Here is a 20159-nt window from a genome sequence, read left to right as displayed (position 1 = left end):
TTGTTACTCTGCAGCGCCTATCCGAATGCTGCTTCTTCCATAATTTGATGAACATCACCCGACTAGAGTTTGTTCTTGTCTCCATTTTTTCCCGACATAGCCGTGAAAAAACTGCTGTTGAATCGAATGTTCCGCCTCTGCTTCATAGAGGTTTTTTTCAACAAACCGAATTTCAGCACCCGGTTGGCATTGTGCAAGTTGGCTCAGCCCTTTAGCTGTAACACAACCAATTTTCGGGTAACCGCCAATGGTTTGCCTGTCTCGTAGTAAGACAATCGGCTGCCCATCTGCAGGGATCTGGATCGCGCCAAGGGCGATCCCTTCCGAGATCAGGTTACGCTTTTGGCATTCGATGGCTTCACCAGATAATCGACACCCCATCCTATCCATTTGTGGTGTTAGGGTATAACTCGCATTGAAAAATCGCTGGCGTTGCTCTGGTGTAAATAGGTCATACTGATAACCGGGGATCACTTCCAGTGTCACTTGTTGGCTATATTGCGGAATAAACTGGGGCAGTACTTGCTTGGTCGCCATTGGTTGACTCACCGAGTACCGGATATAGTCCTTGGCATTCAGCTTTTCACCTACTCCTTGAAGGCCGCCTAGCTCATCCCGAATGACAGTCGCACAGCTATTGAGTGGTGTAGGCACCTTGAACCCACCTTGAACAGCAAGGTATGCCCGCATCCCAGAACGAGCTCCTCGCAGTGCTAATTGGTCGCCTTGACGAACCGGATAAGACTGCCAGAATGCAATAGGCTGGCCATTCAATGTGGCCGCCATATCCGCGCCCGTTAAAGCAATTGTGGTTTCGGCATAGAATTCACAGCTAAACTGCCCCATCGCAATCTCAATTTGTGCCGCATTACGGTCGTTACCTAACAGGCGATTACTCCATAAGAACGCATGTTCATCCATTGGCCCACCAGTACTCACCCCGATAGCCTGATGACCAAATCGACCAAGGTCTTGCAGTAGGCTCAACGGGCCAGCAGTTAAAATTCGTAGCGTCATGCCACCTCCCCATCCATCGCAATTTCTTCTGGCAGCAGCACCCCACCCATGTCTAGGAACGTCGCCCTATCAATAGGCGTAAATGAAACTTGTGCCCCCATTTCAAACACCGTTAGATTCTCACGTTGGTAATCAATCAAACTAATGGGGGTTCGACCAATAATTTGCCACCCCCCCGGAGACTGCTTCGGGTAAATAGCCGTTTGCCGATCTGCGATAGCCAAGCTTCCGGCTGGCACTTTCAAACGAGGCGTTTGTTTGCGGGGAATTTCTATCCGTTTATCCGTATTACCTAAATACGCAAAGCCCGGCGCAAAACCAATCGCGTAAACGCGGTATGTAGCAGATACATGGATATTAACGACGTCATCAAATGACAAGCCGGTATGACGGCAGATCTCTTGCGCATCCAGCGCAACTTCAGGCCCATAATAAACAGGTAGTTCAATACACCTTACCTGATTCGCAGATAGCGAAGCACGGCTACATTCAATCAGAACCTTCTGTAAGCGCAGGTTAAATTCGCGAATTCCGATGGTGATCAAGTCAAAGCTAATTAATATCGAGGTATATGAAGGTACGATATCAACCACATACAATCCTAACTGCTCACGGATGACAGGAATTGCTGCCGCGATCTGCTCAGCCGTTTCAGGACTGACCGAATCCGAAAAATACACCATCAACGTGTTTTCATTTACTGCAGAGATCTTCATTGGCGATTTAACCTCGCACTCAGAACTTGCGCCGTTGGCAACGATAATGCCCCATCACCATGAATGCATAAGGTATCGGCATGAATGGCAATTTTCTGTCCCGACAGCGAGATCACCGCTTGCTCTTCAATTAGCATTAAAGCCTGCTGCTCAATTTGCTCAATCGTCGTAAGGCTTGAGCCTGAAACAGAGCGCGGGGTAAGACGTCCGCTGTCGTCATAGGCTCTATCGACAAACGCTTCAAACCAAAGCTGAATACCGTAAGTTGCAGCTAAATCTTGATACCTCCGGTAATCCGGAACAGCCATAACAACCAACGGAAGATCAGAATTGTACTGATTAAGGGCAGAGAGCAGCGCGAGAAAAACGTCATCATCTTTCATCATCGCGTTATACAGTGCGCCATGAGGTTTAACATAACTAAGCACCACCGATTCACTCTGGCAAATAGCCTGTAGCGCACCCAGCTGATAAATAAAAAACGCGGCCAGCTCGTCTTTTTCCATAGCGATAAAACGACGGCCAAAGCCTTGCAGATCTGGATACCCCGGATGAGCGCCAATAATCACACCATGCTGCTTTGCTAGCTGCACTGTTTTCTTCATCACCACAGGATCTGACGCATGCATACCACAGGCGATATTAGCCATATCTAAAAAAGGCATCACTTGCTCATCGCAACCTAACCGCCAAAGACCAAAGCTCTCACCCATATCACAGTTAATTTTCATGACGTTCTCCTTGGTTTCGCCTTACAGGAATGCAAATTCGTTATTTAACCGATCGGTGATCAACATCTTGCCTGGAGCATGAGTAATACACAGAGGTGGCTTGCTGTTGCGCATTACGTTTTGCGGAGTAACACCACAAGCCCAAAATACGGGTACTTCCTGCGGGTTTATCGTTACCGGGTCACCATAATTTGGAATATTAATGTCTTCAATGCCAATAGCATCTGGCGTACCAAAATGAACCGGGGCACCGTGGGCTTTAGGGAAACGAGTGGTCACCTGTATTGCACGAATAGCATCAGCAGGTGTGAACGGGCGCATCGAGACCACCATGTTTCCATGAAATCGCCCTGCGGGCTGACAGGCAATATTAGTATCGTACATAGAGACATTACATTGCTGGTCAATGTTACGAACACTCAGGCCAGCCTGAAGCATCGCTTCTTCAAAAGAGAACGAGCAGCCCAAAACGAAAGTGACCAAATCATCACGCCAATGCTGAGTTAAATCCGGTGTCGCAAGTTCAAACTGACCATCGTAGAACACATGGTATTCAGGCACATCACTACTAATATCGATATCGAGGCCAATCTCAGCCAAATTTTTAGCACCGGGTTCGGTCATTCCTATCAATGGACAAGCAACTGGATTACGCTGGCAAAATAGCAAAAAATCATTCGCCCACTCAGCCGGCAATATCACAAGATTGGCTTGCAAATACCCCTTTGCTAAACCACTGGTCGAATCGGTGAATGCATTTTCACGAATACGTTGACGTAATGCAGGAAGAGGAAGTTGTGATACTGACGCTGTCATAATGTCATCCATTGGTAATTAATATGTTAACGCCAAATAACAATACTGCTTATTTAGATAATGTCTATTTGTGATTTTTTGCGTATATTGATAAAAATAATTTATATAGTCATAAATTCATGACTGCTGATACCTTAAAGGAATAAGAGAAGTGTCTGGGATGTTAAACTTAAAGCAGCTTGAAACTTTTGTCTGGATTGCCAACTTAGGTAGCTTTCGCCAAGCTGCTGAGCATTTATGTACAACCCAGCCCGCCATTTCAACCCGTATTACCAACCTAGAGCACACACTTAATACAACGCTGTTTAATCGAGAAAAAGGCGGCGTCACATTGACGGCAAAGGGACGAGAGTTACTCCCTTTGGCGGAAAATATCCTCAATAGTACAGCGCAACTTTGTTATAAAGCCGACGCAGCCAGCGCCCTCTCTGGATTACTCCGCATTGGTGTATCAGAAACACTGATACACACTTGGCTACCTGAATTTCTAACAAGTCTTAATGAAAAATACCCTGATGTTGAAATTGAGTTGATTGTTGATGCAACAGTGAACTTAAGCAAAGAACTGATGGCGCATAATATTGATATCGCCATTCTCCTTGGCCCCATTTCTGAGCCGTCAGTGATCAATAAAGTAATATGTGAGTATCCTCTCTATTGGGTTGCGAGCCCCTCACTTGGTTTAAATGGACCGGCAGAAACACATACCTTTACCCGCTGGCCGATTATCACCTATGCCAGAAATACAGTCCCGTTCCACGAAATAGACCGTCACTTCACAGCCCAAAAAGTCCATCCCGTCCGCTTCTATTCGGCAAGCTCATTATCTGCGAGTGTAAGGCTGGCAGAGAGTGGCGTCGGGGTCGCAACCCTCCCTAAAGAAGTGATCAAAGAGCAGCTTAAAGAGGGGCGACTATCAATCATCGAGACGAATTGGACACCACAGCCACTGACATTTACGGTGTCATACATTACAACCCCCAATAGCTTATTGATCGAAGAAATCGTCAAGCTCGCCTTTGAATGGCTTTGTTGAATCGCTATACTCAACAAATTCGCTATTATAGTAGGCCTATTGAAATAGGTTGGGCAGCCCAACTATTCCAATTATAACCAAGTGATCCGCATCAATCAGACTGGACAGTTAGCCAAGAAATCACAGCTTCAGAATTCTTTGCTGCGCGAATCAACTTCTTCTCGGATCAAACTAAAATTAGATTGTGTCGTATATAATTGACGCATTCTTCCTTAGAGTGGGTTGTTGCTATTGATGATGATTAAGGCCAAATGATTTGTTGGCATCACGTAATCTGTAGTTGGGCAAATTCAGCTAGCCCATGAACGCAACATTTTTGACGAGGCTGATAATGGGACAAAGGTGAGTTTGTCAAAGGAAGCTCAGGCATAGCCCTGGACTTAAGTGGGCATGTATTAGTCTCCTAACTAAGAACGTAGGCTTAGCCTTCAGGCTTTATATCAAAACTCGCAAAATAAAGCCTTAGATACCCACTACAACCCTAATTCACTTTCATTAATGGCTGCACTTACGCCTTTGCTGTGTATCGTAACTGATTTTTTTATCTACGTTCTTTAGTTGCACCCCTACCTTATTAAACGCCTTTTGGATAGTTGTTGAGACATGCTGGCGGCCTTCTCCAACTAAAAAGTTTGCTCTATCTTGATTCGTTTCGAATACGCAGACTATTTCTAAGCTTTGTGGAAAAGAAGAGAATTTGACCGTATGAGTCACCCAAAGAAAACCATCGTAGCCTTTTAACGTATCTTCACAGACTTCGGTTAACACGTCTCTAATTAGATTATCGACCTTCTTATCTGATTTGCGCATGAAGCAAACTTCCTATTTAACACTTTTAAAAAGGCTTCAGTATATATTGTCTTAAACGCTATTGGGCAGTGGAATATAGTCAACAGTCTGTTGACCATATTATTTTTATGAAGTTTTACTGTGTTCTAAACACATTTAGGGGCAGAAGTGCTTCATAGTGATTTTTGCAACAGGCTGTTGCAAAATTGGGGTTGGAGTTTGTCCAACAGCCTGTTGGACATTCGATGAAGCAGGCGATTTCCTAATTGTGCAGCAGCTTGCTGCACAAATAAATCTCATGTTGGTTTCATGCGCTCTAAACACGTCTTGGGGCAAATGTTAGTTTCAATCTTTGTCTTTCGAGACTTGCTCAATAGTATCAATTCAGGAAAACAGTAAAGGTTGTGATATCACAACAGAATGAGGGCCTTTATTCTATCGATAGTGCTCCTGAAAATCAGGCGAGCGACCACTTGGTTTAGAATGAAAAGATTTAAGCAGGATGGACTAAAATATGAGCTTGATTCGATTTAGCATTCCACTCTTTCATCTCAGCGATGAATAGACCATGAGCGTTGATTGCGTTAATCAGTTCTGGGGCTTGTTCTGACTGCATCATTTATTATAACTCGGCCTTACTATCCAATCTGATTGAGAAGTTTGAGCAAGAAGGTAATCAGGACGTGGTGAATCTGATAGCGGGTTTATCTCCAGTCGCATGGCGTCATATCCAACTTGCTGGTAATTACACCTTTAGTATTCAGAAAGAAAATATTGTTCTAGAGAAACTGCTTGAGAACTTAGAGCCTTGGAGAGAGGATAGCATGATCGAACTGGTGGCTTAAGAGAAGTATTTAAAAACAAGCTATATCTGCTAGCCCTTATAAATAAAGGGCTAGCAGCTTACATTGAACTTTTCGCTGAAATGGGCACAAACCCCCTAACAGGGTGTCCAATTTGAACACCCTGATTGCTTTCTTGGTCAGCTTAAAGAGGCACTACAGGAAACTCCCCTGGCTGGTATTTAGACATATCTATCGAGGTCTGAATCAATCCATCGGCTGCGTCTGCTAGTTCGTCATTGGATATTTCTGCCGCTTCGTCAATGATGCCGCGAATTTTTTGCGTTGTGCTAGAGCATCAGACCTATTGTTGCGAGTTGCAGCCATGCTTTCCAAATCATCCAAACTCCCTCATTACTCGGTGATGATTGCCGAATGGTCTTCGACCATTTCTTGTGCTGTTTTTAGTCGTTGACCAAGTTTGATGTAAAGCGCCTCTGCTGCATCGAAAGACAGTTCAAGTTTATGCGTGTGCAAATTTTTAAACTCTGTCTCTGTGTGAGATATAAGCTTGTCGCTGACAATCTCAAGTTCAACGCCTTTAATGTGCTCAACTACATGAGATTCAGTTAATAGCAACACTTCAACTTCTTCTCTAAATGCCATGCTCATTTCCCCGTAATTTCCGTTACTTAGTGTTGTATGCGTTAAACCAGCCGCTAACTGTCTCAAACTCGCTTTCTGTTAGCGCGATGTTCCCACTGCCATTTAAAAACTCAATGCGTTGATTGGTTAGTTCAAACTCATTTTCATTTAGCGTTATTGTGATGCCATTTACGCCAGTGGTGACAACAATATGAAATCGGCTATCAATTGGCTCACGAACTGCCATCAAACTAATTAAAACTTTTCCAGCCGTACAAAGCTGCTCAATCATTGTATTTTTAGCCATAGCTTCGATTTTCCCTCTATTGCTGGCTTGCATTTGATTTATGCATGTGCATTTTCCTTGTATCGAGAAAAAACACACATCACGGATTTTTACCGTGTTGTTTAGCATACCATAAGCACAATGGGAGTTTAGGGGAAACGAGTATGGCACTTATTGGGGTCACTCGACGATTCGGAAAATATTGTACGCTAAGAGTGTAACTCCATATTCCTCTCAAAGATCTTTGGAAATCATTTGTATGTAATAAGTTATTAGCTTATTACATACAAATGGACATTAGCATGAAGATCCAGTCGGAATATAAGAAGGCTTTCGATTTAATTGAAAAGTGGCGCTACCGTTATGATGTGAGCAAGGCGGTACAATTGTTTGTGGCACAGTGGGCGTATGAATGCACTGGACTGTATCAACCTACGGAACGCGAAGTGCAAGAGGATGAGTTTATTGAGGTAGCAAAACCACTTAGTCACATCCTCGCTAACCTTATGTACAGTGGTGTAAGTGATCCGCTGGCGTTCATTCTTTCAGAATTCTGCAAAGGAGATGCGAAACACCAAGGCTACTATCCTACGCCTCCTGAAGTCGGTTATCTCATATCTAGATTACTTCAAAGCGACCAGGATAAACCACATAAAGACGCTTCATTCTCTAAACCTGGCAACCTGAAAATATACGAACCATGCTGCGGTTCGGCAGGGGTCATCATGGAAAAGCTAGAGCAAGTGTTTTACCAAAACATTGAGCTAGATGAACCTCTTGGACATGTTGAGTTAACGGTAGAAGACATCAGCTCTACAGCTCTACATGCGTTCTGCATTCAGGTCATATTCAAGATCAAGTACCTCTCTTTGGTCAGCGGTAAGAAAGCTGAACCCTTCCAGATAGACATAAATCAGATCGATGTACTTCGCAGAAGTCAGGGGAGAACAAGGTATTTGTTTACACGCTGAACCTGCCCTACAGGTGAAATAGCTAAACTTTGTTAAGTGTATTTAGGAAATAGTTGAACGTAAGATACAGTCGAATCAGATACATAAACAACGGAAAAACAGCATGACAGGGATAATGCCGGACAATCATTATAACTACGCTGCTATCTGCGTCGAAAACCTTGGTCAATCTGGCGTTCTTGTAACATGCCAACCACTCGATTTAGAGAGGTTTGGTGCCGAAGGGTATGTTCTGATTCTTTGCTCGAATAAGACTGCCGCTATTAAATGCGTTCAAATAGAACTTCTGCAAAGAAGCCAATGTGAGTGTGCTTTGTTACATTTCGACCACGCCACGAGAACGTGTGATTATGAATTAGCAAAGCTTCTTGAAAACTATGATGCTGTCGCTGATATCAAGGCTGATATTAGGACAATCGAACGCCGAATAAAGGACATAAAACGGGTTAGGGTGATGGATGTACAAGAGTTGGCACTAACTGACCTTCTTCCAATGGAAGAAATATCATTCGAAATGACCAAATCCCTCATAAAAACACCTGTGTATTAATCTGTGATGGCTCTAATCCCGATGGTGCCTTGAGCTGTCTCAGGCATCAATCTGATAAGATTCCCTAATCCCGCCTTTTTTATTAGTGCACCTAACCCTCCGTAACGAACACTCGAAACCCCAAATCAACCGGCATCTCAACCTGTCTCGCGGTCAACTCAAGTTTATCAGCCCGTTTCTTTCTCGGCGGCGTAGCATATATTGAAGGACAATCATCAGGATGAACCACGATTAAACCAAATTTAGACCGGACCGCCTTGCTTTCGCCGCTATCAAAGCTAATTCGGCAAGTGTACTGTGAGCCGGTAAAATGTCTTACATGAACGCGACTATCATCGGAACACTCTAAATACTGCCGTAACTCATCAATAGCAACACGAATAATCATTAGTTCCCCAAATTTGTCATAGGTCGTTTCAACCGAATTAAACCCATGAGCTTTAAATGCAGAATGGACATCTTCATTCAACTCCGCATCCACACTGCCAGAGTACAAGGTAAATTGCCCTTCATCGGGTAGAATCCTGGCACTATACGCATCGTCTTGGCTGTGGTTTATTTGCGCCACACGCTCATAGAACACAGGGAAACGATTAGGGTATCGTGGCTTTTTGCTATCCTCATTCATGAAAGACACCGCTTTATCATAAAGTTCCGTTAGAACGTTGTGCCTCTCTTTGCATTCGTCAAATAGCTCAAGCGCCCTAAACGTTATTATTTTTCTGATAAATCTCGGTGGACGGTAACGAATGCCAACCTTCATAATCTGCATTGAATATCCAAAAGGAACGGGTTGACCTTCAACATCGTACATATCTGAACTTGCGTTGATATCGAGCAGAGTTATTGCGTTCTTACACAGCCAAGCATAAAACTGCTTTTCATCTTCATAAAACGCACTCCACAATTTACTTCTCTGCTTTCGTATGGTGACGGCGTCACTTTTTTGATCCTGTTTCTTCGAATCAAGTAGGTCATTCTCTATTTGGTCAGTCATTTTGGATGTGCGTTTCATAGGTTAATATCTTATTATTCTAGATGAGCAATTAGACGATGTCATACTTAATGTTTCACTAAAACTTTGAAACTTGTGTGCGAAGGGGTAGCAAGGTGAGCCAACCAAAGCGTATTAATCAAAGAATTGATATATCCAGCGACAATTTAGGGCTAACGGTGCAAGGCACTAAAAAGCGTCGAAAGGAGCCAACGAAGCCGCCAAAGAGTGCAGATGAAGCAAGAGCACTTATTGAGGAACTGTATGAACGCAGCCCACTGCTAAGTCTTACCGCCTCAATGAGTGCGCTTACAGGACTGCGATACAGTGATGCTTCTTGGCTAGAGTTTTCGGACTTCTTTGATGAATTTGGTCAGTGGAAAAAACATTTCGATCTGTGCCAACAAAAAGCTTTCAACATGAGGATTGCTCGTGAAGGAACGGATAGAGCCACCGCTTACAATGCCTCACTTGTGCGCGTGTACATCAATGATGGTATCAAAGAGATCGTAGAAGAATGCCGCTACCTAAGTTGTTCTGACGAACTTCTATTCGCCAATTCAAGAAGCAGCTTAAAGCAACCCGATGGCACTATCATTCCTCGCCCTATGTCAGTACAAAGTGCGAACTGGCATCACGCAAAAGTAAAAGAAAAGTTTAAGCTCGGCTATGCGTTTGGTACTCACTCGTGGCGAAAATACTTTGCTAAGAAAATGATTGAAAAGGGCGTAACTGTCGAGAAAATAAGAGACTTTTTAGGTCAATCTAGCCTGAACAGCACCAACCATTACCTAAGCACGTTTGATGAGCAGCTAGCTCCAATTATCAGTGAAATGAGTCTTTTTGAATAAATCACGTTTAGGAAATTTTAACTGTCCTCATATACTCGATATTAGAGAGAAACAAGGGGGCAGTCCTAAATGACAACACTAGATAAAAATAACAAATTCAATGATTTGAACAATCAAATTGGCGAAATCCTAAAGTATTCTAACGAACTAAATATCCCGCTATCTATTGCTTTTGAGTTGAATGACAACGTTGAACTAGTTTCAAACGATCAGTGTTCAGGCAAAGAGCAATTCGAAAACATAAAAACCCTTCACGAATCAAAAGGCGATGTGACTGATTTCTTACTCAGCTTATGCAAGCTACCTGCACAGTCAGATCCGCTTAACAATGTTAAGTCACACAATAATCAAGCTGACTTTACAATGACCAATTCCCAAGTTTTGTCTACCAAGCACTAATCGATCAGGAGCAATATTTAATGGAACAGAAGAAAATCAACCTCGGACTAGGTGGTGTATGCCTAGCATTAATAATTTCGAATGTAACTTTGTACAACTCGCTACAAGAAAAAAGTGAAGTTATAACAAAGCTGTCCGATGCAATGATCAATGTTGAAACCAATATGCTTCAGGCTCCTTCCTCGTTCGCTGCTGAAGACGTTAAAAACTATATTATGGACAACCCTGATGTCGTAGTGAAATCCCTTGCTAAGTATCGCTTTGAGCAAGAGCAAGCAACTAAAGCCCAAGAAGCTAAAAAGGTTGAAACCTCTATGGATGCTTTATACAACGACAAGAACGATCCATTTATTGGCAATCCAAATGGTAAGCATGTAGTGGTTGAGTTTGTTGACTATAACTGTGGGTACTGTAAGCGTTTGGCTCCAACGCTAAAAGAATTTGTTGCTATTGATCCTGAAGCCAAGGTGATCGTGAAGGAATATCCTATCTTCACCAATCAGCCAACATCTGCATATTCCGCGATGGTGGCAACGGCTGTATTCTACTACAAGCCGGAAGTGTATGGAGACATTCACCATGCATTTATGGGCAGCAAACTAACTCGTGAAGGTATTGACCAAATCTTAGTAAACTACGGTATCGACAAAGACAAGCTTCAACCGCACATGGAAACAGCTAGAAAGCAGATTGAGAAGGTCAGAGGCTTGGGTGCACAATTACAAGTGACTGGTACACCAACCGTGTTTATAGGAGCTGAACGTGCTCATGGCGGGTGGTCTGCACAGCAATTAAAAGCCAAGTTTACTAACTAAAGGATCGCGCAATGACGAAATTTGGTTCAACAGTATACCTAACAGCAATTATGATTCTATCTGTGGGGTTCAAGGCGAACGCTTCTGAGTCATACGATATGAAGCTGCAAGCTCTACAATCCTCTTGTCCGAGCTGCGCTGAAATTTCCGAAAGAGCTATGACAATTCGACACGAATCTTGCGGCGAACCAGTGAGTAAAGAGAACTTAGAAAAGCTGATGACAGAATCAAAGATCTACCCATTCATGCTCTCTGTTTACGGTATGCAGACTGAACCTGAAGCTCTAGATGTGTACTGGCGTGGGTTACAAGAATCGGCTAATTGTGAAGATGAGACAGCATGGATAGAAGACTTCAAAGAGCTAATTCTGTCTGAAAAATACTTCAACTTACTTTCTTCTAAAGTCCAATGAATTGATAATTTGGACAAATTTAGCAAGAACAGTAGCGCACCTTTGAGTGCGCTTTTTTTATTTGGAAATTTTTTACTCTATGATATTGTTAACTCAGTTTTAGCCGAGAGTCCTATTTGGACTTTCACTAAATGCTCCAACTTGGAGCAAAACTAAGTCCTCTTTATGAGGCAAAAAAGTGGTTGCCGGTAACGGTACGATGTCGGACGAGAATCGTCATAGATCGCGCAAGCGGCGAAAGCAGCGACACCACAAAATCTGCTTTTAAGACATAACCTAATAGTTCCGCTTAACGTGGAATCCTATCAAACCCCAAGGGTAATCTTTTACCCAAAGTGGGGCATAGATTTACCCTTTTTTATTTAAAATTGGAGTAAATCATGAACTCAACTCAACAAACGCTAACATCTGTACTTGTATGTGCATTCATTATTGCAATGTATAAAGTTTCAGATTCAGCAGCTCAATTCGTAGCAATGGCAATTTTTGTTTTAGTTCCCGTAACTATTGCATATGCCGCTATTCGAATTGGCAAACTGCTCCTTAACCGTTCTTCATCTCAAATCAAACGTAACGTTCGTATGACTAAAGACGAAGTAGAACAGCGGATCGCAAATGCTAACCAGGCAAAAGCAATCTCTGGCGCAGAACTAATGAATATCCCTGCTTACGCTCGTAAACAGAAAGGTATCCATTACCCAATGACAACAGACGTTCTAAATGGTCACGTTGTCGTAGCACGAGGCTAATTTTTGGTTAGCTTTCTTTAAATCAAACCCGATGGGGCTATGTCCCTATGGGTGTAGCTCCGTCTTTGGAGTTACAAATGACACATCCTCAAACAAGTAATCAAACTCAAAGTACACAAAAGGAAGATGCTAACAAAAAGAAGTTGGTCGGGAAAATTGCTGAGAAGTTTGGTGTAGATCCAAGAGGTTTTTGGGACACACTGAAATCTACAGCCTTTAAGCAACGCAACGGCGATGCACCTACCAATGAACAAATGATGGCTCTTTTGATTGTGGCAGACCAATACGGTTTGAACCCTTTCACTAAAGAGATCTACGCTTTCCCCGACCAAAACAATGGAATAATTCCAATTGTTGGTGTTGATGGATGGTCACGGATCATAAACACTCATCCTCAGTTTGATGGGTTAGAATTTAGGTTTTCATCTGAAAAGGTGTCAATGCCTAATGCCAAAGAGTGTCCTGAGTGGTGTGAATGCATCGTTTACCGCAAGGATAGAACTCGTCCAACGATAGTGCGGGAATACCTCGATGAAGTATTCCGAAGCTTAAACTATAACAACCCTTGGAAAAGCCATACAAAGCGCATGTTGCGCCATAAGGCAATGATCCAAACTGCTCGTATAGCATTAGGTTACGTGGGTATTTATGACGAAGACGAAGCAAGTCGAATCATAGAGAGCCAAAGCCAAGCAACCACAAAGCAGTCCATCGAGTTCGAAGAACAAACTCAGCCTTTACCAAAACCTCAAGCACAATCAGAACTGATGAGTGACTTGAATCAAGCTGATTTTGATACCTTTGAAGATGCTCAATACGTCCCTGTTGATGAAGAAAACACACCGACTCAACAAGCCAATGCAACTAGCCATTTTCAATCTAGTGAAGATGACATTGTAAAAACACAATTTGGCATGTTGGCATCTAAGGATGTCAATATGATTGACCAGATGGTGTCATTTACTGTGGATACCGGCGCATGGGACACAACAAAAGATAGTTTCAAAGAACGCTATGATGGCGCAACGTTAGAGTATGCATTAAGCACTCTTAACGAAGCGTTCAACAAAGAGTTTGCTGAATAAATTTATCCAACCCAATAAGGGCGTATCCTGCCCTTATAGGCGTGATGCACCCTTATATTTTTAAAATTTAAGGAGGGCATTATGCCTGTAGTAGATATCGTTCAACGTAGTGAAAAGTGGTTTGAGTGGCGGAAGCAAGGCATTACAGCCTCAATGATTCCGGTGATCATGGGGTTATCTCCATATCAAACACCTTACCAACTTTGGGCAGAATTGGTCGGCTTGAAAGAGCCGGATGATTTGTCCAAAAACTACCATGTGCAAAGGGGTGTAGAACAAGAACCCGAAGCGCGTGAAGCCGTTGAAAACGAATATGGTAAGCCTTACATGCCAGTGTGTGTTGAAGCTGACCATGAGCACCTTTTCCGAGCATCTTTAGATGGCCTATACATACTAGGCTCAGATAAAGAAGTATTGGAAATCAAATGTCCTTGCGAAAAAATCTACAACGAGATTTTAGCAATGCAAGGACAAGCACCAACGTTTCAAATGTACGCTGCGCAAGTGCAGTGGCAATTGAACTGTTCGGGAGCTGACATTGGTAGATTGTACTTCTACTTGCGGGGTAAACGCCCTATTTCAACTCGCATTCGTCGCAATGACGCTTTTATTAAAAAAGCAGAAAAAGCAGCGATTGATTTCTGGAAACGAGTTCAGTCGAACACACCTCCAGAGATGATCGAGGGTCGAGATAAGGTTGTCTATGACACTCCAATTTCTAATCAGGATAACTCTTGGCAAGAAAGAGTAGAACAGTACAAAGAAAAGTCAGCGCGTCATGCTGAACTCGTTCGTCAATGCGATGCGGTAAAAGCTGATCTTAAACAGCTTGAATCGTATTTCACCGAACAAATACCAAGTGACGTTCAAACCTTCAATAAAGATGGTATTCGCGCAACCCGTGTCGATAAGACCGGTAATGTGAACTACCAAAACTTGCTAGCGGAAATTGAAGATACGATGAATGTGGTTATTCCATCTTCACTTATCGAAAAACACCGTAACAAAGGCTCTACTTACTTCCGTGTGACCATTCAAGAAGAATCAAGCAATCAAGCTGACGTTCCAATTGAACAATATCAACCGAAAGTTGAAGCAGAACAGCCGAAGCAAGAAGCAACACCACTTTCAGTGACTCCGGCAGAACAAGCTGTTCCGTCCTCGCTTGTAAGTGACGTTGAAACTCATACCGAACCTGAAGAACCTACACCTATAACAGCACCAATTAAGCCGCTGGCACCAGGTAACTTCTTCGAAAAATCAGCTCAAAACCACTACTTCTAAGGAGGGTGTATGTTTAACTTCGGTGAAACATATCTTGCCGTTGATCGGCTTATTGATAGCGTTTGGACAGTAAAATTCGAGTTCCAACCTGACGGTGTAAAAATTCTCTCGTTTTCGAGTGACACCCCTGATGGTTACAAACTAGAACAAACTCTGCCAAAGGTTCGCATTATCGAAAACGACAAACGCATTGTACATGCCATAAAGGTTTATAACCCTGACATGCCATCGTTTGAACGTGACCAAGATAATTACTTGATTGGAGAGTACAAGGTTGCTAATCCGCAATACGTTTTCAGCTACACAGAAAGCGAGGTGGAATAATGGCGATCAAAGTACCTTTCAAACCCAAAGTACCTCAAATCACACTAGATTTGCGGGGTGAACAAGGAAATGTTTTTCAACTAATAAGTCTTGCTAGAAAGCTATCAGCTCAGCTTGGTTTAGATGGAGAAAAAATTCAAAAACGTATGATGACTGGTGACTATTATTGTGCAGTTAACATCTTCGATGCTTACTTTGGTGATTATGTCACTTTGTTAGTATCAGAAGAAATCAGAGAAGAGCTATCAGTCGAGAAATATCTGATGTCTTAATCTGACATTATCCAACCCAATACGGGCAACACAGCCCGTAGGGGAGCTGTAGTTGCCCTTTTTATTATTTGAAGGAAAGCAGCTATGGCTAAATTAATTGAAAAAACTTACCCACTCGAAATTTTTGGTTTTCAAGGTACAGGTATGGACGTTAAAGGTTTTGAACCATGTAACCACCCTAATGTACCGATGCTAAAAAAAGAGTATGTGTTTCGTCGGGAAACGTTAAGAGATGTCGTGAACTTTATTGATTGTTCTTTTGGTGATGGGTTACTGATTGTCGGTCCAACCGGCTGCGGCAAAACATCATTGGCAGAACAAGTTTGCGCTCGGCTACATTACCCTGTTCAAAACTACACTTGTGGTGGCTCAACCGAATTTATGGATTTGGTAGGGCAATGGACACTTCAAAATGGTTCAACCGTCTGGATGGATGGTGTGTTAACCAAAGCGATGCGTGAAGGTCACATTCTCATTCTTAATGAAATTGACCTTGTCGATCCGGCTGAATTAGCAAACCTAAATGGAGTGCTAGAAGGTTCACCATTAGTGTTATCGCAAAAGAACGGCGAAATAGTGTATCCACACGAAAATTTCCGTTTGATTGCTACTTCAAATTCAAATGGCTCAGGTAGCGATGGGATGTATGCTGGCGTCCAGCGTCAGAATCTCGCGTTCCTAGACCGATTTATCGTTATTGAAGTTGACTATGCAGATGCAGATGTTGAGAAGGATATCTTGGGCAAAATTGCTCCGAATATCCCGAACACCATTCGTGAACGTATGGTCGCATTAGCGAATAAAGTAAGAACCGTGTTTAAAGGAGAGGAAGATACTAGCATTGAGCTAAGTGTCACTTTTTCCACTCGAACACTAATTCGTTGGGCTATTCAAATCCAACGAAACATGGGAGCACCTTGCGCTTTAAGCTATGCACTTGATCGTGCATTACTGAATCGTTGCTCTAACGCTGAAGAAAAGGAAGCTATTAATACTTGGGCGATTGCCCTATTTGGTAGCAGCTTTGATCCTGAAGCGTAATTAAATCAATCCCAACGGGGTATGTGTCCCGTTGGTACATATGCCTCTTGTTGGTACAAAAAACTTAAAGAGGTATAAATGTTTGATTTTTATTTAATCTATTACTTGTTTATCAAGTATCTAAAAGCTGTTGTGCACTTCGCACATAAGCGGAAAAAAGAGGTAGCTGTTCAACTAAAACTGCTTGGCACTGCATCCTATACTGCTGCATTCGTGTACGCTATCGAGAAAGGTTTAGACTTCAACGTGTTGAAGCTAACTGTAATCGGTGTACTCGTTGTAGCATTAGCAGAAAAGCTTAATCGGTAGTAACATAAACTTAGGTTCACTTAATCAAGGAGAACTGCAATGACAGCTATCTACATAATTAGTGGTATTGCTATCGCTATTGGGTTGCTAACAATGTATGCACCCAATATCGAGAAATGGTGCGATAAGCAGCTAGCAAAAAAGCACTAAGAAACAACGATAAGAAGTAGCGTAAGCACTCTTATCTAAATTTGAAAACCGCCAAAGGGCATATCAATTAGCCCTGTGGCGAATGGTATGTCCTTTTTTTATACATAAAATTGGAGATACCATTATGACTACACAACCTACCTCTGTTCTGAATGACATTGTTGCTGTTCAACTGAACGTTAACCAATGGACAGGACGGAAAAAACTGGCAGAAAATGACCTCTCACTACAAGGTGAAGCTCCACCAAAAGAGATCATTAACCTCGGCAGTAAACACACTACAGATCCCAAGGCTCTAAAAGTATTCAATACTTTGAAACGTCAAATGGAACGAGCTTGCCTGACCATCGGCATCCCGTTCCTTGGTGGATATGCAGTACCTTCAGATAAGGCAGATGAACTAGCCAAACGACTAACAAAAATCGTTGGTCAGTTTGAGCTAGAGAAAACTGCTTATCTTCAAAAGCATGAGTCAATTCAACAAGACTGGATCAAGAATTTCCCTCAATACGAGCGTATTCTTGTGAAAGCGTTGACTCCTACTTCAGATGTTGAGAAACGTATTAATGCCTCTTTCTCAATGTTTAAAGTTCAATCCGCACAGTCTGCCGTCACTGTCGATGCTGGACTATCAAATCAAGTTGATAGTTTGGGAGAGACATTGGATGCAGACATCTTGAAAAGCTCCAATAAGCTACTTGATAGCTTAACGGGTGCAATTCAACCGAACCAAACCAATGTAGCTTCATTGCGGAAACTCCGCGAGAAAGTACAAGGTTTGGCTTTCCTTAATGGTCGCTTTTTGAAGCTAGTCAATAAGATTAAGCAAGTAGAAAGTGCCATGCCTATTACTGGTAAGCTCAACACTGATGAAGTACATAGACTGTCTGGTTTACTGTATCAAATGAGTGATGAAGATAGGTTGCAAGCGTTAATGAGCAACTTAGAAAACGAACCAGTACCGGTTGCCGCTACTCAACTAGCCGTTGAGCAGCCACAACCTGCAAGCTTAGAGTCAACCTTAGAACCTGCAAGTGTCGATTTTGAATCAGACGATGTGTTTGGGTTGGGTGATGCAGACTTTAGTTTCGGTGAACCTGATTCTGATGAGTCAGATTTGGGACTAAGCGAGGCAGATTTTAGTTTTGAGTTCAGCGATATTTCAACGTCGAGCACACAACAATCTGCAACGAAAGCTACATTCTTCTAAGTTCAAAACAAACCCTAGACGGGAGCAATTCCCGTCAGGGGGTTGCTCCATTTTTAATATATGGAGTTCTACTATGTTTCATCAAATCACTTTCGAATCTCGATCCCCGTATCGCTACGTTGCTCATTTCAGAAAGCCATCCTCTAACCTTCATGATATGGACTCTTACTTCTCCGTTGAAGTCCACGTATCTCAGAAGGAATGGGGAACGTTAATGGATGAGAATATTCGATATTCAATTGAAATTTGTAAGATAGAACGTCCTGATATCATGGCATTTTATACGTACAAATCACGTAGATTCACTGTCTCCGGCGACCAATTTGTTACTGATATTGGTAAGCTTTTAGTTAAGTACGGTGTTGTAGCTGAAGGAGTACCTTTTCAGGTCAACATTGAACTAAACAGAAAGGTCCATTCGTTCATGCAAATGAACGCCGGATGCGTATACGCAAAAGAATCTACACATTTACAAACAGTACAAGATCTGTTTTCAGAGTTCGCGGATATACCTGTAAACAATGAAGATCAGATCGAGCAAAGCTGGGCGCATTTTGATAAAGGAAATGACCGCTTTGAAGTTTTGAAGTGGTTTGAAGAATCATTCGGTTATCCGGTGGACTTCTTACTCACTCTAGAACAATGCTCATAGTTTGGAGGGAGATTGCATGTCTTGCCCTGCTTGTACTGCTAACCAAATAACCTACGAATATTTCTGTGTTTTAGCGTCACACTCATGGAGTCGGCACAAAGTACAGCGAGTTCTCAGGCAAAATGGTTCACATAGCTACTTCACTTACCATTTAGTAGCTTAACAATCCCTGTATAGACGACAGAGAGCGTCAAATACAGATTTAACCCCTATGGGCGTACTTTGCCCAACAGGGGGCATAGTGCGCTTCATACTTTCATTTGGAGTTTCAACTATGTTATTTCGTTATAACCCTCAAGCTAGATCAATCGTATTTTGGTCAGTGCTTACTCTTGGTGTTCTAATTGTGCTGTTTCCGGTAATTACCGCATTCACGTATGAGTGGAAATCATTCTTCGAAGAACCGAGCGCGTTTGTACAGGATGTAAGGCAATTCATTGTCTTACTTGGATATTGCCTACTAGGTAGTTCCCCGTTCCTAGCGATGGCGCTTGCGATGAAAAAAGAATGGTTCTAACACCGATAACTGAGGCTTGATTTAGCCTCTATCAAAACTACCCCAAAGGGCGTACTTTGCCCGTAGGGGCATAGTGCGCCTTTTCTGATTAAGGAAGCACTATGAATCCTAGAGATGTTAGCTTTCAAGAATACAAGTCACAATGGACTCTTACCTATGAGCACGAAGACTTTTTTCTTGATGTCGAACAGTACGGTTGTCACGAAACCACTTTTGAACGCTGGCTGAAGCGCCAACGCATGTTCATTAAGCGGTACGGTGAGAATTGCACTATCAAACTATGTGACCTCGAATTACCAGAACGAACTTGGCAGTTTTTTACTCGCCATTTTGAGCGTGTAACTCGAACACAATATCTTGTAGATAAATACCCCGATGGCTTTTTTGAAGCGATAACTGAAGATGGGCAAGTGGCAGCGTTCTTACCGGATACGTATGGCAAGAAACCCTATCGGTTGTCCTTCTATGGAGAAAACGGGGCGCGTTATCATGAAACCTATGACTCAAGATCAGAAGCACTCACCGTCCTTGCTCACAGAAAATATTCTGCGAAAGAAGGGGTGTTAGATGCTCTGGTTGGTACTGATTCATGGAATCGAGGGGTCTATATCTGCAATTGGATAGCAGAGGGAATATTGCCCCATGACGGTCTAAAACGCGATAAACACATACCCGAAGTCGCTCAGCTCTTTGCTGAAAGACTTCAAGCGGCTTAATAAGCCATTCAATTAAACCCAATGGGGCTATTTCCCCAT

At 42.6% G+C, this 20159-nt stretch carries 27 protein-coding genes and 1 pseudogene; 19 read left to right on the top strand and 9 right to left on the bottom strand.

What is annotated here, in order from left to right; translation table 11 throughout:
• Positions 1-54 precede the first annotated feature (54 nt).
• From R7P80_RS26890 to R7P80_RS26875, 4 genes are read right to left on the bottom strand one after another with little or no spacing between them, the layout of a single operon-like run.
• Positions 55-1017, bottom strand: coding sequence for a biotin-dependent carboxyltransferase family protein (locus R7P80_RS26890; protein ID WP_225492070.1), 963 nt, complete (start codon positions 1015-1017; stop codon positions 55-57).
• Positions 1014-1733: a 5-oxoprolinase subunit PxpB gene (pxpB, locus tag R7P80_RS26885; protein WP_182035735.1), complete on the bottom strand. Its 720-nt coding sequence runs from the start codon at positions 1731-1733 to the stop codon at positions 1014-1016. Before pxpB ends, R7P80_RS26890 begins: the two co-directional genes overlap by 4 nt.
• Positions 1730-2464 carry a 5-oxoprolinase subunit PxpA gene (locus R7P80_RS26880; RefSeq protein ID WP_225492071.1) on the bottom strand — a complete coding sequence of 245 codons (735 nt, stop codon included), beginning with the start codon at positions 2462-2464 and terminating at the stop codon, positions 1730-1732. The genes pxpB and R7P80_RS26880 overlap by 4 nt, the downstream gene beginning before the upstream one ends.
• A 21-nt stretch (positions 2465-2485) precedes the next feature.
• Complete coding sequence (locus R7P80_RS26875) at positions 2486-3280, bottom strand: putative hydro-lyase (protein WP_406707489.1); 795 nt, start codon at positions 3278-3280, stop codon at positions 2486-2488.
• Between the two features lie 160 nt (positions 3281-3440).
• Between R7P80_RS26875 and R7P80_RS26870 the strand changes: the two genes are divergently transcribed.
• On the top strand, positions 3441-4316 hold the full coding sequence (locus R7P80_RS26870; protein WP_225492093.1) for a LysR family transcriptional regulator: 876 nt from the start codon (positions 3441-3443) through the stop codon (positions 4314-4316).
• A gap of 495 nt (positions 4317-4811) precedes the next feature.
• Here the strand turns inward: R7P80_RS26870 and R7P80_RS26865 are convergent, their stop codons facing one another.
• Entirely contained in the window at positions 4812-5126 is a 315-nt protein-coding gene (locus R7P80_RS26865; RefSeq protein ID WP_225492073.1) for a Fis family transcriptional regulator, read from the bottom strand.
• Between the two features lie 472 nt (positions 5127-5598).
• Positions 5599-5724, bottom strand: a pseudogene (locus R7P80_RS26860) (hypothetical protein); the annotation flags it as partial.
• Between R7P80_RS26860 and R7P80_RS26855 the strand changes: the two are divergent.
• The gene (locus R7P80_RS26855) at positions 5681-5950 is read left to right on the top strand and encodes a transposase (protein WP_225492075.1); all 270 of its coding nucleotides are present in this window, start codon (positions 5681-5683) and stop codon (positions 5948-5950) included. The pseudogene R7P80_RS26860 and the gene R7P80_RS26855 overlap by 44 nt on opposite strands.
• A 351-nt stretch (positions 5951-6301) precedes the next feature.
• On the opposite strand, the gene R7P80_RS26850 is transcribed toward R7P80_RS26855, so the two are convergent.
• A complete protein-coding gene (locus R7P80_RS26850) occupies positions 6302-6553 on the bottom strand; it encodes a hypothetical protein (RefSeq protein ID WP_140134584.1) in 252 nt (83 codons plus the stop codon).
• Positions 6554-6575: 22 nt separating this feature from the next.
• On the bottom strand, positions 6576-6839 hold the full coding sequence (locus tag R7P80_RS26845; protein WP_140134582.1) for a hypothetical protein: 264 nt from the start codon (positions 6837-6839) through the stop codon (positions 6576-6578).
• Between the two features lie 281 nt (positions 6840-7120).
• On the opposite strand from R7P80_RS26845, the gene R7P80_RS26840 reads away from it, so the two are divergent.
• Complete coding sequence (locus tag R7P80_RS26840) at positions 7121-7789, top strand: N-6 DNA methylase (protein WP_180766957.1); 669 nt, start codon at positions 7121-7123, stop codon at positions 7787-7789.
• 103 nt (positions 7790-7892) lie between these two features.
• Positions 7893-8339 (top strand): hypothetical protein, encoded by a 447-nt coding sequence (locus tag R7P80_RS26835; protein WP_140134578.1) that lies wholly within the window; start codon positions 7893-7895, stop codon positions 8337-8339.
• A gap of 91 nt (positions 8340-8430) precedes the next feature.
• On the opposite strand, the gene R7P80_RS26830 is transcribed toward R7P80_RS26835, so the two are convergent.
• Entirely contained in the window at positions 8431-9354 is a 924-nt protein-coding gene (locus R7P80_RS26830) for a hypothetical protein (protein ID WP_140134577.1), read from the bottom strand.
• Between the two features lie 95 nt (positions 9355-9449).
• Here R7P80_RS26830 and R7P80_RS26825 point away from each other — a divergent pair, with 95 nt between their 5' ends.
• The 15 genes from R7P80_RS26825 (at position 9450) to R7P80_RS26755 (ending at position 20120) form a co-directional block, all read left to right on the top strand.
• Positions 9450-10184, top strand: a complete 735-nt coding sequence (locus R7P80_RS26825; RefSeq protein WP_162889790.1) for a tyrosine-type recombinase/integrase — start codon at positions 9450-9452, stop codon at positions 10182-10184.
• A gap of 69 nt (positions 10185-10253) precedes the next feature.
• Positions 10254-10583 (top strand): hypothetical protein, encoded by a 330-nt coding sequence (locus R7P80_RS26820; RefSeq protein WP_118121269.1) that lies wholly within the window; start codon positions 10254-10256, stop codon positions 10581-10583.
• A gap of 20 nt (positions 10584-10603) precedes the next feature.
• The gene (locus tag R7P80_RS26815; RefSeq protein WP_140134575.1) at positions 10604-11398 is read left to right on the top strand and encodes a DsbA family protein; all 795 of its coding nucleotides are present in this window, start codon (positions 10604-10606) and stop codon (positions 11396-11398) included.
• An 11-nt stretch (positions 11399-11409) separates the two neighbouring features.
• The gene (locus R7P80_RS26810; RefSeq protein WP_140134572.1) at positions 11410-11811 is read left to right on the top strand and encodes a hypothetical protein; all 402 of its coding nucleotides are present in this window, start codon (positions 11410-11412) and stop codon (positions 11809-11811) included.
• Between the two features lie 380 nt (positions 11812-12191).
• On the top strand, positions 12192-12560 hold the full coding sequence (locus tag R7P80_RS26805) for a hypothetical protein (protein WP_025624714.1): 369 nt from the start codon (positions 12192-12194) through the stop codon (positions 12558-12560).
• Positions 12561-12637: 77 nt separating this feature from the next.
• Entirely contained in the window at positions 12638-13645 is a 1008-nt protein-coding gene (gene bet, locus R7P80_RS26800; RefSeq protein ID WP_140134600.1) for a phage recombination protein Bet, read from the top strand.
• A gap of 81 nt (positions 13646-13726) precedes the next feature.
• Positions 13727-14929, top strand: a complete 1203-nt coding sequence (locus R7P80_RS26795) for a YqaJ viral recombinase family protein (protein ID WP_025624716.1) — start codon at positions 13727-13729, stop codon at positions 14927-14929.
• 9 nt (positions 14930-14938) lie between these two features.
• Complete coding sequence (locus R7P80_RS26790) at positions 14939-15253, top strand: hypothetical protein (RefSeq protein WP_025624717.1); 315 nt, start codon at positions 14939-14941, stop codon at positions 15251-15253.
• Positions 15253-15525, top strand: a complete 273-nt coding sequence (locus R7P80_RS26785) for a hypothetical protein (protein WP_025624718.1) — start codon at positions 15253-15255, stop codon at positions 15523-15525. The genes R7P80_RS26790 and R7P80_RS26785 overlap by 1 nt, the downstream gene beginning before the upstream one ends.
• Before the next feature lie 84 nt (positions 15526-15609).
• Positions 15610-16566, top strand: coding sequence for an AAA family ATPase (locus R7P80_RS26780; RefSeq protein ID WP_025624720.1), 957 nt, complete (start codon positions 15610-15612; stop codon positions 16564-16566).
• A 78-nt stretch (positions 16567-16644) separates the two neighbouring features.
• On the top strand, positions 16645-16875 hold the full coding sequence (locus R7P80_RS26775) for a hypothetical protein (protein WP_025624721.1): 231 nt from the start codon (positions 16645-16647) through the stop codon (positions 16873-16875).
• A 274-nt stretch (positions 16876-17149) separates the two neighbouring features.
• Positions 17150-18235 (top strand): DUF3150 domain-containing protein, encoded by a 1086-nt coding sequence (locus R7P80_RS26770; protein WP_225492076.1) that lies wholly within the window; start codon positions 17150-17152, stop codon positions 18233-18235.
• A 73-nt stretch (positions 18236-18308) separates the two neighbouring features.
• Positions 18309-18887: a hypothetical protein gene (locus tag R7P80_RS26765; RefSeq protein WP_118121279.1), complete on the top strand. Its 579-nt coding sequence runs from the start codon at positions 18309-18311 to the stop codon at positions 18885-18887.
• A 274-nt stretch (positions 18888-19161) separates the two neighbouring features.
• Positions 19162-19404, top strand: coding sequence for a hypothetical protein (locus tag R7P80_RS26760; RefSeq protein ID WP_118121280.1), 243 nt, complete (start codon positions 19162-19164; stop codon positions 19402-19404).
• Between the two features lie 101 nt (positions 19405-19505).
• Positions 19506-20120, top strand: a complete 615-nt coding sequence (locus R7P80_RS26755; RefSeq protein WP_118121281.1) for a hypothetical protein — start codon at positions 19506-19508, stop codon at positions 20118-20120.
• Positions 20121-20159 lie beyond the last annotated feature (39 nt).

It is taken from the genome of Vibrio sp. 2092 (assembly GCF_033339635.1).
GTDB lineage: Bacteria > Pseudomonadota > Gammaproteobacteria > Enterobacterales > Vibrionaceae > Vibrio > Vibrio alginolyticus.
Note: the sequence above shows the minus strand (reverse complement) of the source record. Positions and strands in the feature narration are given on the sequence as shown.